Annotated in this window: 13 protein-coding genes; 2 read left to right on the plus strand and 11 right to left on the minus strand. The window is 41.7% G+C overall.

Going from position 1 to position 15,689, the window contains the following annotated elements:
* Positions 1-68 precede the first annotated feature (68 nt).
* The 7 genes from ADH49_RS08290 to ADH49_RS08320 all read right to left on the minus strand — a co-directional run bounded on the left by ADH49_RS08290 (position 69) and on the right by ADH49_RS08320 (position 8,053).
* Entirely contained in the window at positions 69-1,919 is a 1,851-nt protein-coding gene (locus ADH49_RS08290; RefSeq protein WP_048691548.1) for a proline--tRNA ligase, read from the minus strand.
* 17 nt (positions 1,920-1,936) lie between these two features.
* The gene (rseP, locus tag ADH49_RS08295) at positions 1,937-3,196 is read right to left on the minus strand and encodes an RIP metalloprotease RseP (RefSeq protein WP_048691550.1); all 1,260 of its coding nucleotides are present in this window, start codon (positions 3,194-3,196) and stop codon (positions 1,937-1,939) included.
* 41 nt (positions 3,197-3,237) lie between these two features.
* Complete coding sequence (locus tag ADH49_RS08300) at positions 3,238-4,041, minus strand: phosphatidate cytidylyltransferase (protein ID WP_023027645.1); 804 nt, start codon at positions 4,039-4,041, stop codon at positions 3,238-3,240.
* An 11-nt stretch (positions 4,042-4,052) separates the two neighbouring features.
* Positions 4,053-4,802, minus strand: coding sequence for an isoprenyl transferase (locus ADH49_RS08305; protein WP_048691553.1), 750 nt, complete (start codon positions 4,800-4,802; stop codon positions 4,053-4,055).
* Positions 4,803-4,934: 132 nt separating this feature from the next.
* Positions 4,935-5,264 (minus strand): preprotein translocase subunit YajC, encoded by a 330-nt coding sequence (gene yajC, locus ADH49_RS08310; RefSeq protein WP_006595033.1) that lies wholly within the window; start codon positions 5,262-5,264, stop codon positions 4,935-4,937.
* Positions 5,265-5,410: 146 nt separating this feature from the next.
* A complete protein-coding gene (locus ADH49_RS08315; RefSeq protein WP_023022151.1) occupies positions 5,411-5,656 on the minus strand; it encodes a hypothetical protein in 246 nt (81 codons plus the stop codon).
* Positions 5,657-5,947: 291 nt separating this feature from the next.
* Entirely contained in the window at positions 5,948-8,053 is a 2,106-nt protein-coding gene (locus ADH49_RS08320; RefSeq protein WP_048691556.1) for an ATP-dependent Clp protease ATP-binding subunit, read from the minus strand.
* A gap of 368 nt (positions 8,054-8,421) precedes the next feature.
* Between ADH49_RS08320 and ADH49_RS08325 the strand changes: the two genes are divergently transcribed.
* Positions 8,422-9,276: a DUF4839 domain-containing protein gene (locus ADH49_RS08325; RefSeq protein ID WP_048691558.1), complete on the plus strand. Its 855-nt coding sequence runs from the start codon at positions 8,422-8,424 to the stop codon at positions 9,274-9,276.
* A 134-nt stretch (positions 9,277-9,410) separates the two neighbouring features.
* Positions 9,411-10,232 (plus strand): Cof-type HAD-IIB family hydrolase, encoded by an 822-nt coding sequence (locus ADH49_RS08330; protein WP_048691560.1) that lies wholly within the window; start codon positions 9,411-9,413, stop codon positions 10,230-10,232.
* A gap of 31 nt (positions 10,233-10,263) precedes the next feature.
* Here the strand turns inward: ADH49_RS08330 and ADH49_RS08335 are convergent, their stop codons facing one another.
* From ADH49_RS08335 to ADH49_RS08350, 4 genes are all read right to left on the minus strand, one after another.
* Positions 10,264-11,313 (minus strand): LLM class flavin-dependent oxidoreductase, encoded by a 1,050-nt coding sequence (locus tag ADH49_RS08335; RefSeq protein ID WP_048691563.1) that lies wholly within the window; start codon positions 11,311-11,313, stop codon positions 10,264-10,266.
* A gap of 111 nt (positions 11,314-11,424) precedes the next feature.
* Positions 11,425-13,233 (minus strand): glutamine--fructose-6-phosphate transaminase (isomerizing), encoded by a 1,809-nt coding sequence (gene glmS / locus ADH49_RS08340; protein ID WP_048691564.1) that lies wholly within the window; start codon positions 13,231-13,233, stop codon positions 11,425-11,427.
* 326 nt (positions 13,234-13,559) lie between these two features.
* Positions 13,560-14,438, minus strand: coding sequence for an ABC transporter permease (locus ADH49_RS08345; protein ID WP_048691567.1), 879 nt, complete (start codon positions 14,436-14,438; stop codon positions 13,560-13,562).
* Positions 14,431-15,360, minus strand: a complete 930-nt coding sequence (locus ADH49_RS08350) for an ABC transporter ATP-binding protein (RefSeq protein ID WP_048691569.1) — start codon at positions 15,358-15,360, stop codon at positions 14,431-14,433. Before ADH49_RS08350 ends, ADH49_RS08345 begins: the two co-directional genes overlap by 8 nt.
* Between the last annotated feature and the right edge of the window lie 329 nt (positions 15,361-15,689).

Consider the following 15,689-nt stretch of genomic DNA (forward strand, 5'->3'; position numbering starts at 1 on the left):
TCAGCTAGCTGGATCAGCTTACAAAAAAGAAGGCTAGGATGTTGAGAATCCTAGCCTTCTACCATTGCTTATTTATTTAAAATAGAAAGAGTTTCAAGCAGGTTGTCTGCATGTACTTCAATCGTGTCACCTGAAGCTTTGATTTTCACTTCTACGACACCGTCAGCTGCTTTCTTCCCAACAGTGATGCGGATTGGCAAACCAATCAAGTCACTATCGCTAAATTTAACACCGGCACGTTCGTTGCGATCGTCTACCAAGACTTCGTAACCGGCCTTGATCAATTGATCTTCGATCTTACTTGTCAATTCAAGAGAAGCTTCGTCTTTGACATTGACTGGAATCAAGTGTACATCAAATGGCGCTAATTCTTTAGGGAAGTTGATGCCCCAAGCGTAACGGTATTCACCTTTAGGCGTCTTGTTAACAAAGAGGCGAGCGTGTTGCTCCATAACGGCTGAAAGAAGACGACTGACACCGATACCGTAGCAACCCATAATGATTGGTACAGCACGGCCATTTTCGTCCAAGACATCTGCTCCCATACTTGCTGAGTAACGAGTACCCAGTTTAAAGATGTGACCAATCTCAATCCCACGCGCAAAATTGAGAACGCCTTGTCCGTCTGGAGAAATCTCACCCTCACGCACTTCACGGATATCGACATATTCCGCAGTGAAGTCACGACCTGGGTTGACACCCGTCAAGTGGTAGCCATCTTCGTTGGCTCCAACAACCGCATTGCGGCTATCTTGCACCTTGCGGTCAGCAATAATCTTAACATTTTCTGGAAGATTGACTGGGCCAAGAGATCCAAAGTCCGCTCCCAACAATTCCTTCACTTCGGCCTCAGTTGCAGGTTCCAAGAAGTCTGCTCCAAGGTAGTTTTTCAATTTGACTTCATTGAGCTGGTCATTGCCAACGAGTAGGGCCACAACTGGCTCCTCGTCTGCGATATAAACCAAGGTCTTGATGGTTTGCTCTTCAGAGATATTCAAGAAGGCTGCGACTTCATCAATCGATTTGACACCCGGCGTTTCCACGCGAGCTACTTCTTCTTCCGTCACAACACGGTTGCTTGGTTTGTAGGCGTTGGTAGCCATTTCCAAGTTGGCCGCATAGCTTGACTCACTTGAGTAGGCAATGGTGTCTTCACCAGAAACCATCCATTTGAGCAATTCTGCCTTGATTTCTTCTTGCACTTCTGCAGGAATCTCGTCAAATGATGCAACAGACTTGTCTAACACCACCCAACGGTCAAGGTCTGTACGAGTAGGGGTGATGGCCATAAATTCTTGGCTATCTTTACCACCCATGGCTCCACCGTCACCGATGATGGCTTTAAAGTCCAAGCCACTACGAGTGAAGATACGCTCGTAGGCTGCCTTGTACTCATCATAAGTTACATCCAAACTATCGTAGTTAGCGTGGAAGCTATAACCATCTTTCATGATGAATTCACGCGTACGAAGGAGGCCGTTCCGTGGACGTTTTTCGTCACGGTACTTAGGCTGGATTTGGTACAAGTTCAGTGGCAATTGCTTGTAAGACTTGACAGAATCACGGACAATTGCTGTGAACGTTTCTTCGTGAGTTGGACCTAGGATAAAGTCTGACTTCTCACGATTTTTCAATTTATACAAGTCTTCACCGTAAGTTTCATAACGGCCAGATTCACGCCAAAGGTCAGCACTGAGAAGGGCTGGAGCCAACATCTCAACCGCACCAATCTTATCAAATTCTTGGCGCATGATCTTCTTAGCTTTTTCGATCACACGGTTAGCCAATGGCAGATATGAATAAACACCTGCTGATACTTGACGAACATAACCAGCACGAAGCATCAAAGCGTGGCTGATGACCTGCGCATCACTTGGCATTTCGCGAAGTGTTGGAATAAGCATTTTACTTTGTTTCATTCAGATTCATTCCTTTTCTATTTCAAAAATAATTTCATAATATCGTTCCAAGTAACGGCAATCATCAAGATAACCATGACCGCCACTCCAGCAAGGGTTAAGTAGGTCTCTACCTCCTGCTTGAGTGGTTTCCGACGAACCAGCTCGATCAAATTGATCAAGATTTTTCCACCATCCAAGGCCGGAATGGGAATCAAGTTAAAGATTCCGATATTGATGGACAACATGGCCATCAGGGACAGGATAGCTGGAAGTCCAAGCTCCGCGGCTTGCGAACTCGCTTTGTAGATCGCTACCGGACCACCTAACTTGTTCAAACTAAAGTGGAAGAGGATATCCTTCAAGGCCGTTAAGATACGAGTTGCTGTGTACCAAGTATCTGTCACACCTGACAGAAGCTTATCGAAAAAGCCCGTCTTGACAGCATTGGTCACACCGATATAATAGCGTCCACCATCTTCTTCTGGTTGGACCGTCACTTTTTGAGTCTTCCCGTCTCGTTCATAGGTAATCGTTACTTCTGGATTTTTTCCTTGGTTATGGGTTGCCTTCTGGACAGAATCTGTCAATTCATCCCAGTTGGAAACCTTGTATTCATTAATCTGAACGATCTGGTCATTGTCTTTTAGACCAGCCTTAGCCACCACTCCTTGAGGAACAACTCGAACATGGTTGCTGTAGTAGTCCACTGCTCCTCCCTGCATAAAGGCCAGGAGCGAGTACACAATAATACTCAGAATAAAGTTGTTCATAGGACCCGCAAAGTTGGTAATGAGTCGTCCCCAGATACTAGCATTTTGATACTGCACATCCAGAGGAGCAATCCGTACTTCTGTCCCATCTTCCTCAACGATGGTGGCATCATGGTGGACGGGATAGGTCTTGGTCTCTTCGATGACGATTCCTGTGATTTCAAGTTTATCCTCAAAATCAAAATCTGTAACATTCATAGGAAGAGCTGTCTGATCGATATTTTTCCCAGAAAGGTTGATCCGAACAACTGTTCCCTCAGGGTTCAAAGTTAGACTGACAGGCGTTCCTGTCTTAATCTCTGTTGTATCTTCGCCCCAGCCTGCCATTCGGACATAGCCCCCCAATGGAAGGATTCGAATAGTATAGGCTGTTCCGTCCTTGCCTACATGGGCAAAAATCTTGGGCCCCATCCCAATCGCAAACTCGCGAACAAGGATGCCTGATTTCTTTGCAAAATAGAAATGGCCGAACTCATGTACCAGGACAATGACGCCAAAAATGATAATAAAGGCAATAAATTGCATACACGCTCCTTCGTTTTATCTGATGATAGGATGATTTCTGTTTAAAACAGACCAAAGAATAGCATCAGTGGGAAAACAAAAATCAAGCTATCAAATCGATCCAAGACACCACCGTGACCAGGAATAAAACGGCCAGAGTCTTTCACTCCAAAATGGCGCTTTATGGCACTTTCGACTAGGTCACCAAACTGAGCTGCTATACTGAAAAGAATGGTAAAGAGAATCATGGTCACCCAACCGTAAGAGCCTGCAACGGTACGATCTAGCATCATAAAGATCATCGTCACAACGACAGCACAAGCAATCCCGCCTAGACTTCCTTCAACAGTCTTGTTAGGTGATACTCTTGGCAAGAGTTTTTTCTTACCGAACTGGCTCCCAATAAAGTAGGCCCCTGAATCCGTAGCCCAAACAATAAAGAGGGCCAAGAGAATCTTATCTACACCTGCTAAGCGTGCTTGAATCAAAGCATGGAAACCAAAGCCAACATAAAAACTTGAAGCAATCGGATAGACAACCTCGTCATAGGTATAGCCTTGCGCCAAGACAGTCGTCCCCATCAATAATAAGACCAACAGGCCATAGGCGATGAAATTGCCACCTGCTGGCAAGAAGGGAAGGTAACTCTCTAAAGGCAGCGCCAACACAAGAGCTGCTAGCATGGCCAAGGCTCCCTCGATGGTTTCAGTCTGCAGGCCTTTCATCTTCAGCAATTCATGAACACCCAACATAGCGATGAGTCCCACTACAATCTGGAACACAAGGCCTCCCATAAGGACAACTGGGATAAAGAATGCTAGGGCGATTCCCCCAAAAATCACTCGCTTCTGTAAATCTTTTCTCATCTATTTCTCTCCTATACACCACCAAAACGTCGATGACGATGGCTGTATTCTTCTATTGCATCATGCAAGGCCTTTTCTCCAAAGTCAGGCCACATCACATCGGTAAAGTAAAGCTCACTGTAAGCTGCTTGCCAAGGCAAAAAGTTGCTCAAGCGAAGCTCACCACTGGTCCGAATAATCAGGTCAGGATCTCGCAAGTCCTTGGGTAGACTACTGGTATACAGATAATTAGCAATGGTCTCTTCTGAAATATCACCCGGATTTAAGTGTGCATCGAGAACCTCCTGGGCAATTTGTTTGACTGCTTGGGTCAGTTCCGCCCGTCCTCCATAGTTCAAGGCAAAATTCAAAATCAAGCCTGTATTGGAGTGGGTTAACGCCTCTGCCTTTTCCAGAGCCTCTAAGGTTTCCTTCGGAAGACGGGAAACCTCGCCAATCATCTGGATCTTCACATTATTTCTATGAAGTTCTGGAACAAAGCGATCGTAAAATTCAACTGGAAGATTCATGATAAAGCTCACTTCCTGTTGAGGACGTGTCCAGTTTTCCGTTGAGAAAGCATAGACCGTTAGGGCTTGCACTCCCATCTCCTTGGCTGCGATGGTTACTTCTTGCAGAGCCTCCATGCCGGCTTTGTGGCCAAAGACACGAGGTTGCATCCGTTTTTTGGCCCAACGACCGTTCCCATCCATGATGATTCCAATGTGCTTGGGCACTTCTAAGGGAACACTTAATTTTTCTTTCTTTTTAAAACGAAACATGTTTTTCTACCTATTTCACTGTTTTTATCGCTTCATTATATCATAAATCCGCTTAAATTGGCAGTCTAGCCCCTTTTCTAGGGGGCATCAAGCTAAAAATGAAAAAAGCGACCCTTTGATCGCTCTTTCTTATTATTCACCGTCGATGATAGAATCTGAGTCACCAGCACCTTCAACTGCACCAGCTGTCACTCCTTCTGAAACTGGCAAAACTGTTTTAATAGCTGTCAATTCAAATGTGAGGTATACGCCATCCACATCCAAGACAACGGTTTTACGTTCAGTGTCTACTTCATCAACTGTTCCATACAAACCACCGATGGTAATCACTTCATACCCTTTTTGAAGCTTGTTCAAGCTCTCCATCCGTTTTTGGTATTGTTTCTTTTGGCTACGGCTCATGAAGAACATCATTCCGACCATTAGCGCAAGCATAAATAGCAAGGTTGTACCACTTTGCATACCGTTTCTCCTTTTTAAATCATATATGCTCTACTATAGCAAATTTTATAGGTATTTTCAATACGAACCCTTGATTTTCAAAAAAATAAGTCCATGGATGGAGGTGTCCAGCCACTATTCGATCCAGACAGCTTTTATGGTTTTTGCTAATCGATTGTGATTCCATATTTTTCATGATTTTTATCATACCATTCAATCAACAACATCGCTGTTTGATAGGTAATGTTTTTAATTTTACTGGTTCCTTTTGTCAAGGTAGCTAGACTCATCTTACTAATATCTGTTTCAGTCGCTACTCTATAACTTGTTACTTTTCCATCCACCATCAATTGAACGACAGCTTCAACTTTCTTATAATCTTTTGTCGAATAAATATCAATTGGATTTTTCATAAAATCATCCTATCCCCTTAAATTTAGTCTTTTATATATTATATAATTTATTTGTTCATTTATATGAAAATCTTGCTTACAGACGCTTTCTAAGGCATTTTCACGCTGTATTTAGCATCAATTCATGAAAAAACATACCTATTTTTTATCATTTTTCACTTTCTGGGAAAAAAAACGATAAAACTATACCTTATATATTTTTCTTTTGATGACATAAAAAAGGCTAAGAATTTCTTCTTAGCCTTCTTTTTCAAACTGATTTTCTCCCGTTTATGGTGCTAGATGTCCTAGTTATTCTTCTGAGTTTGTATTCTCTTTAATAACCAATTCTCCATCTTCCATATCCGCTAACAAGTGTTTAGCCTCAAGGTGATCCAAGTGGAAGTCGGTCACTTTGTCACGGATTTGTTGTTCAACCACCCGACGGAGTGGACGTACGCCCATGACTTCATCATAGCCTTCTTCAGTCATGTATTCTTTAGCAGCATCGCTCACTGTCAAGTCGATATCTTTCTTCGCAAGAGTTTTGTTCACTTCTGCTAACATCAAGTCAACAATCTTAGAAAGGTCTTCCTTGCTCAAGTGTGAGAACTCGATCACTGCATTAAAACGGTTCAAGAATTCTGGACGGAAGAATGGTTTCAAACGATCCAAGAGTTCTGGTTTGTCCGCATCTTCTGTCAAGTTGACTTCGTAACCAAAGCCAGCGTTTGAAGTAGCGATAATTACGGTATTCTTGAAGTTGACGGTGTTTCCTTGACCGTCTGTCAAACGACCATCATCCAATACTTGAAGGAGGAGGGTGATCACTTGAGGATCCGCCTTTTCAATCTCGTCAAGAAGGACGATAGAGTATGGATTGCGACGGACGCGTTCTGTCAAGGTATTGTTGTTATCATCGTAACCAACATAACCGGCAGTTGTACCAATCAATTTAGAAACGGCTGTACGATCGCTGTATTCTGACATATCCAAACGGATAATAGCATCTTTAGTTCCGAACATATCGAGAGCCAATTGTTTAGCCAACTCAGTCTTACCAACACCAGTAGGACCGACGAAAAGGAAGCTACCGATTGGGCGGTTTCCTTCATCAAAGCCAGCACGGTTCCGACGAATTGCTTTTGCAACGGCTTCAACAGCCTTATCTTGACCGATAACTTTGGTTTGCAAACGGTGACCCATATCTTTTAAGCGTTCGATATCGGTTGCCCCCATTTGTGATACTGGAATACCAGTCATCCGTTCGACAGACTCAGCTACGTCATTGACAGTTGCTGTCACCTTGTGATCTTCTGTATGGTTGGCAATTTGTTTTTCAAGCTCTTCGATACGGACTTTTGCATTAAGGGCTGCTTCGTAATCTTCTTTTGCAGCAGCTTCTTCTTGTTTAGTTTTTTCCGCTTGGATTTCGTGCTCAACCGCATGAACATCTGTCACTGGGTGTTGAGCTGCCAAGTGAGCTGCTGTCACATCGACCAAGTCAATGGCCTTATCCGGCAAGCTACGTTGTGGAATGTATTGAACAGAATAATCAACTGCTGCTTTCAAGACTTCATCTGGCAAGACAACATTGTGGTGTTGTTGATACAATTCACGGATTCCTTGGAGGATCTTGAAAGTATCTTCAGCAGATGGAGCATTGACCTTAACTTCGTTGAAACGACGTGCAAGGGCAGCGTTCTTCAAGATGGTGTTGCGGTATTCATCTTGAGTGGTTGCCCCAATCACGGTCAATTCACCACGTGAAAGAGCTGGTTTCAAGATATCCGCAAGACCTTTAGAGCCTTGACCATCCCCTGTGCTACCTGCACCAAGGATTTGGTGGATTTCGTCAAAGAAGAGGATAATGTTTCCAGCTTCTTTAACTTCGTTGACCAAGTTTTGAATATTTTCTTCGAAGCTACCACGGTATTGTGTACCAGCTTCTAGACCAGAAATATCAATGGAGATGATTTCTTTATTCTTGATAGCAGCTGGGACATCCCCATTCACGATAGCTTGGGCCAAGCCTTCTACAACGGCTGTTTTACCAACACCCGCATCCCCTACAAGAACAGGGTTATTTTTAGTACGGCGAGACAAGATTTCAGCTGTTCCTTGAATTTCTTTGTTGCGTCCGATGACCGGATCCAATTTTCCTTCACGGGCTTCTTCAGTCAAGTTACGACCAAGCTTCGCAAGGATTCCATCTTGTTTCATACCTTTGCCTTGTTGGTGTTGCACGGGCTCACTTCCTTCGGTTGGAAGTTGACCAGTTTGACGGTAAATGGCGAATTCTTCAGGTGTCACTTCACGACCGTTGATCATATAGCGACGGCTTTCAGAACGAAAACCTCCCATGTTTCCCATTAGTTGATTGAAAAGATCATCCATATTGTTAAAGTTGTTGTTCATATTGTTTACCTCTAATTTACATAATTTTAATTTGTTCTTGAAAATGAGTAGCTGATTTAGCTACTTTAAATTTGTTTACATAATTTTATTTTTCTTTTAAATGAATAGCCTCAAGGGCTAGCATCTTGTATTTCTTCTTTTATCAATTAGTTTTCTATATTTTGGAAATAGCATCTCACCATCTCCTTTCCACTATTGATCCTGTAAACTTTTGAGATTTTCTCAACCTCTTTTTGTTTACATAAATTATTATAAAGCAGGATGATTTTTTTGTCAACACTTTTTTACATAATTTTTTTACATTATTATTTACTTTTTTATAAAATCTAGGTAAAATGATTATAAAATGAATAATTAAGGATATCATCATGGGGATTTATAAAGGAAAAAATATTGAAGAAGCTATTACAAAAGGTCTTAAAGATTTAAATGTCAAAAAAGAAGATGCTACAATCAAAATCCTTGAAGAAGGAAGTGGAGGCATATTCGGATTATTTTCTAAAGAAGCCGAGGTTTCTATCACTCCACTATCTAGTGAGGAGATACGGAAACGAGATCAGTTGAAAAAGCTACAACTTATTGGAAGTATCGCTGGTGCCATCTTGCTTATTGTAATAACAGGCTTACTCATCCTTTTTGGTCCTAAGGATGATACATCAAAATCCGCCAAACAAGCAACCCATAGTTCAAAAATCATGAAACAAACTACTGATACTACATCATCTAGTATAAAAACTGAAAGCAACTCTTCAGAAAGTTCCAAAACAAGCAGTTCAGAAACGCTGTCCAGTTCTTCCAGTGCTAGTAGTTCCTCTAGTACTCCTCCTAGTACTCCTTCTATCTTCACTGCTGAAAACAACACAGAATTTGCAACAATTCTACAAACTGAAGATCCAGATAAAATCAACGAATTCGTTAATAAATATAAAGGACAAGTGGTGGAATTTGATGGCTACATCGCTGACATTGCTTCTAGCGAGGGTCGAAAAACATATTTGGATATCCTCATCTACTCAGGGAACTTTATGGGGAAAGATAATGCAAAACCGAGCCCATATTTTAAACTAGCTGAAGTGCGTCCATCAGTAGACCCTGCTTTTAATCCATTCAATGGGAATGATATTTCCGAAGACCAAAACGTTCATATTAAGGCAAAAATCAGCGGATACTCTCTAAATCAACAACTTTTATACATGAGCGTCATTGAAATAAGTCCTCGATAAGGTCACAACCATAGCTTTTTTTAGCTATGGTTTTTTAGTGTTTTACAAATAAACAAAACCTTCCGCAAATTCCTTCTGATGCTACACATCCTTCCCTCTTAAAATATGGTATACTAAAGAAAAAGGAGGTGCCTATGTCTTCCATTCGTTTAATTGTCAGTGATATTGACGGAACTATTTTGGATCCGCAGCATCAGGTCGATCCCTACCTCATCGAACTCATCCCCCAGCTCCAAGAAAAAAAGATTCCTTTTATCTTGGCATCGGCTCGTTCTCCTATCGGGATTGCTCCTATCTCTAGAAGATTGGGCGTCCATCAGGAACCAATCGCTTGCTACAATGGAGCTCTCATCGTCAAGGGAGAAGAGATTCTATTTGAACACAGCCTGAACAAAGATGAGATCCGCACCTTCCTCCATCGTGTGGAAGAACTAGACCCCAACATTTCGATTAATTGTTATAGTGGGTCAGTCTGGTTTAACTCCAGAGAGGATCAGTGGACCCAAGTTGAGGCTTCGATTACTGGTGAGACGCCACAGATACAGCCACTTTCTCAGACCCTCTCTGATGATGCTCTCCATCTACACAAATTGCTCTTGATCGGCGAGACTCAGAACATTCAAGAACTCTATCAGAAGCTGGATCCACAAGAATTTCCTCAGACTGCTTTTTACCTTTCAAAGGAAAACTACCTAGAAGTCACCGCTAAGTCCGTCTCAAAAAGAGATGCTGTCCTTGAACTGGCTGCTTATTACCAGGTCCCTTTGGAACAGGTCATGACCATCGGGGATCACTTCAATGACCTCCCCATGATTCGTTTGGCTGGACTTGGAGTTGCCATGGGAAATGCTCCTGAAGCTGTCCAAAAGGAAGCTCAAGTTGTCACCAGTAGCAACCAAGAGCACGGCGTAGCAAAAGCAATCCAAGAGTATGTCTTACAGCCAGCAAACAAGTAACCCATGAAGTTTCTTCCTTCATGGGTTTTTATTACCCTTCTTTCATGGCAAAGTAAGCACGCACTTTTGGTGCGACTTGCGTTCCAAAAAGTTCAATAGCTCGAAGAACTTGATCATGTGGCATAGAACCAAGTGGTAGGTGCAACATAAAGCGGTCCAATCCTAAATCCTCAATCATACGGATCAACTTTTCTGCTACCTGGTCCGGATTTCCCACAAACATAGCGCCATTTGGCCCCACTTGCTCAAGATATTGCTCATAACGCAATTCCTGCCAGTGCGGACGGTCTTTAGAAATCGCATCCACCACTTGCTTGGTCGGATGGAAATAATCTTTCACTGCCTGCTCGCCATCTTCAGCAATCCACCCCCAAGAATGGGCTCCCACTTTCAAGTCTTTGTCAGCATGACCCGCTTCGCTTCCAATCTCACGATAAGCTTGAATCAACTTTTTAAAATAGCGAGGATTGCCACCGATAATCGCATAGACAATCGGCAAACCAGCACGGGCAATCTTGATGGTTGACTCAACGTTCCCTCCTGTCGCTACCCACAGAGGCAATTTTTCCTGAACTGGACGTGGATAGACTTCTTTTCCAGCAATGCTTTGGGTCAATTGTCCACGCCAGTTCACTTTGGTGCTTTCATTTGCCAGCTGAAGCAGGTCCAATTTTTCATCAAAGAGGGCTTCATAGTCTTTCAGGTCATAGCCAAACAGAGGAAAGGACTCGGTGAATGAACCACGCCCAGCCATAATCTCCGCACGTCCGTTTGAAAGGGCATCGATGGTGGCATATTGTTGGAACAAACGGATGGGATCCATACTCGAGAGGATGCTGACGGCACTGGTTAAGCGGATCTTCTTGGTATTGACTGCACCAGCTGCAAGGACAATCTCTGGCGCTGATACCGCAAAGTCCTCCCGATGATGCTCCCCAATGCCATACACATCCAAACCAACCTTATCAGCCAACTCTATTTCTGCCACCAACTGACGGATTCGTTCATCATGACTGTATACTTGTCCAGTCCCATTTAAGGCTGTTGTTTCACCAAATGTTGAAATTCCTAATTCTACCATACTGATTTCCTCGTTTCATTATTAGTTATTTTGGAATTTTATCACTAATTAGTTATAATTACAACGAATTTGCTTATTAAAAAAAGTCTAGATGAACTAGACTTTCTTAGATTATTCTACTGTTACGGACTTAGCAAGGTTCCGTGGTTTATCCACGTCGAGTCCACGATGTAGGGTTGCAAAGTAAGCGATCAATTGTGTTGGCACGACCATTGAGATTGGTGAGAGGTAAGGGTGTACGGTCGTAAGAACGATGTCGTCTGTATCTTTGGCAACATTTTCTTCTGCGATTGTGAGGACCTTAGCGCCACGCGCTGCCACTTCTTGGATATTTCCTCGAGTGTGGTTAGCAAGGACTGGATCTGACAAGAGGGCTAAAACAGGTGTTCCATCCTCAATCAAAGCAATGGTTCCATGTTTAAGTTCTCCAGCCGCAAAACCTTCACATTGGATGTAAGAAATCTCTTTGAGCTTGAGACTGGCTTCCATGGCTACATAGTAATCTTGACCACGTCCGATGTAAAAGGCGTTGCGTGTTGTTTCAAGAAGGTCACGAACCTTGCTATCAATCAATTCTTTCTCTGAAAGGGTTGATTCGATAGACTGAGCCACGATAGATAACTCGTGAACCAAGTCAAAGGCTTGCGCTTTAGCATTCCCATTTGCTTCACCAACCGCTTTTGCAAGGAAGGCAAGGGCTGCGATTTGGGCCGTATAAGCCTTGGTTGATGCTACAGCAATTTCAGGTCCTGCATGAAGCAGCATAGTATGGTTGGCTTCACGAGAAAGAGTTGAACCTGGAACATTTGTAACTGTCAAGCTTGGGATTCCCATTTCATTAGCCTTAACCAAAACCTGACGGCTGTCAGCTGTTTCACCAGACTGACTGATAAAGATGAAGAGTGGTTTCTGGCTGAGAAGTGGCATCCCATAGCCCCACTCAGAGGAGATACCAAGTTCAACTGGTGTATCTGTCAATTCTTCCAACATCTTCTTAGAAGCAAACCCTGCGTGGTAAGAAGTTCCAGCTGCAAGGATGTAGATACGGTCTGCATCTTGAACAGCCTTGATGATAGCTGGGTCTACGACTACTTGACCAGCCTCATCTGTGTAAGCTTGGATCAACTTACGCATCACCGTTGGTTGCTCATCGATTTCCTTGAGCATGTAGTAAGGATAAGTTCCCTTACCGATATCTGATAAGTCAAGTTCAGCAGTGTAGCTAGCACGCTCACGACGATTGCCATCATAGTCTTGAACTTGGACGCTATCAGCCTTAACAATTACCAACTCTTGGTCATGGATTTCCATGTATTGGTTGGTTTCACGAATCATAGCCATGGCATCTGAGCAGACCATGTTATAGCCTTCTCCAAGACCAATCAAGAGTGGTGATTTGTTCTTGGCTACATAGATGACATCTGGATTTTCAGAGTCGATCAAGGCAAAGGCATAAGAACCACGGATGATGTGAAGGGCTTTTTTGAAAGCTTCAAGCACTGATAAGCCGTCTTCTTCGGCAAATTTTCCAATCAAGTGAACAGCGATTTCTGTATCCGTTTGTCCCTTAAAGTGGTGACCTGCAAGGTATTCTTCCTTGATTTCAAGATAGTTTTCGATCACCCCATTGTGGACCAAGACAAAACGTTCAGTCTCAGAGCGATGTGGGTGAGCATTATCTTCTGTTGGTTTCCCATGAGTGGCCCAACGAGTATGTCCGATACCAGTTGTTCCTTCAACTCCAGCTGTCTTGGCAGACAATTCTGCAATACGACCAACCGCTTTCACCAAATGGCTTTCAGCGCCACCTAGGACAAAAATCCCCGCAGAATCATAACCACGGTATTCGAGCTTTTCAAGTCCTTGAATCAAAATATCCGTTGCATTTGTATTTCCAACAACACCAACAATTCCACACATAGTTTTTACGACACAGACAAGCTGTGCTTTCTCCTTCTATAAAAATGAAAGAAAATAGGTATCCATTCTTGAGTTCCCTTATTTTCTTAGCCAATTTATAAAATTGGTCTAGTCTGATTCGATAGAAAAATTATCAGCGGAGTCAGTATACAATGCTTTTTTCTGTTTGTCAACCTTCAAAATATTAAAAATTGGTCTAGTTAAGAAAGGATTAAGAAAAACCTACCAACTTTTTTAGTGATAGGTTGGGATGATTGGCTTATTTTAAGATTGTCATTGATGCCAACTGATCTAAATGCCTATCGAGTAATTGCATAAGTTTCACTTCATTTTTTGATCTTTTTTATCATCAAATCAACTCCCAGCAAAATAACTATAATAATGAAAATATAGGCAAACATGGACTGACTCGATAGATGTTCCCCACTCGCATTCTTCAAGATGACTCCATAAGACTCTTTGTAATTAGTTACTGTTGAAGTTGGCGCTTTATCAAAGACTTTATTGATTGTATCTTTCATTAAAATCTGTTTCAAGAGCGCATTTACCTGTGTAAGAGGGAACCAGGTCATGACCTGTTGCAAGCTTCCTCCTACAGAACCAATAGAAAGATAAACACCTGAAATGAATCCGATAAAAGTTCCAACTATTGTACTCAAAGTTGTAAATGCTGAACTGGTTCGAATAAAAGCTAGGATTGGCAGAATAATAGTTGCAGACAACATCGTTCCCATTGTGACAACTCCTAAAATAGATAAGTAGTCCATCATAGAATAGTCAAGAAGAGCACTAAAACCATTAAACATACCAATTGCAAAGATACAAGAGAACAGAGTCATAATAATCCCAAATAATATCGCAAAGATCGCATACGATAGTTCAATTTTAAAGTTAGAAACTGGACTGACTTTAAAGTCCTCACTCAACTTCTTTTCTCTATCCGAAACCATCACTCCAAATGCACCAAGAGTACTGGTCATTGAGATAATGGTCGTTAAACCTGAGATTAACCAATAATTGACCATCTGAATAGTGTCCGTAGAGGCGGTATCACTATTCAAAGCTTCCTTGATGGAATCAATCTGAATTTGTCCTAAAAAGACTTGATAAACCAAGATCAAGATGATGACCGATAAGAAGGACATAAAGAAAGCTAAGCGATCTCTTGTATAGACTTTCCGATTTCTAGAGATTAATTCAAGCATTCCCTTCTCCTCCTTTAGATCTTAGTAAGTTCAAATAAGCTGCTTCTAAATTTGAATATTCTACATTAAATGTTTCAATAATTGATTTTCCTTGATTTTCTGCAATAATTTCCATCATCTCTTCAACTGAAACATCCTTACATACGACTTCTGCCTCCGAAAGGATCTGACACTTATTAGCAAACTTAGAAACAGACAATGATTTCAGTGATCTTCCAGGTTTTAACGTAAGATTCAGGTTAGTGGTTGAATGCTGTTTAATAAAATTGGCAATATCTCCTGAATAGTACAAGTTCCCTTCAATTAAGACATTTAAGACATCACAAGCAGCCATCTCTTCTAAATAGTGTGTAATTAGAACGACTGTCATATTATCTTTCTTATTCAACTGATGAATCGCTTCCCATAAATCATGACGAGATTGTGGATCTAAACCAGTTGTTGGCTCATCTAACAAGAGCAAAGACGGTTGTGGCAATAAAGCTCGGGCAATATCTACTTTTCGTTTTTGTCCTCCTGATAAACTGCCATATTTTTTCTTTTTAAGAGTGGCAACATCTAAATAGGATTGCAAATCTCTAATACGCTTTTGTACTTGTAATTTTGATAATCCATACAAGGCTCCTCGAGAAATCAGGTTTTCCTCTACCGTTAAATGATCATCTAGACGATTGCTTTGAAATACAATACCGATATGTCGATAAAAATCTTTCGTTGACAATGATTTTCCATCTACTTCCCAAAAAATCTCTCCTGAACTTGGCTTGAAATTCTGAATCAACAAATTAAAAAGCGTTGTTTTTCCAGCCCCATTCGGTCCAAGAAGTCCATAAAATTTACCTTCCTCAAAAACTAAATCAATTCCTTTCAAAGCCTCAAAGGAACCATAACTTTTCTTTACATTGTGTAATCTAATTTCCATTTTCTGACACCAATATCCTTTTTTCTTTCCTTATACTCTCAGTATATCCAATTTCTATCCTCTAACGTGAGGACATTCATGTCCAGTATAGCCATCATTTTCACCAAAAAAACCTGTGAATCTTCACAGGTGTTCGAGAATGGAGACAAACTATTGTTTTACATAAAACAGTTAGATGATTATCAAAAAATGACTTTTATTTTTTAGTTATTTAAGAAGATCAAAAACTTTCCGCTGTGAGAAAAATGCCTGAAACGTAATTGTTTCAGGCATTCGGAATTATTGAGACCTTAGGCTCAATAATTAGTCATGGAACTTTGAAAAAGTTC

Source organism: Streptococcus sp. 400_SSPC (genome assembly GCF_001072745.1).
In the GTDB taxonomy this organism is placed as follows: domain Bacteria; phylum Bacillota; class Bacilli; order Lactobacillales; family Streptococcaceae; genus Streptococcus; species Streptococcus xiaochunlingii.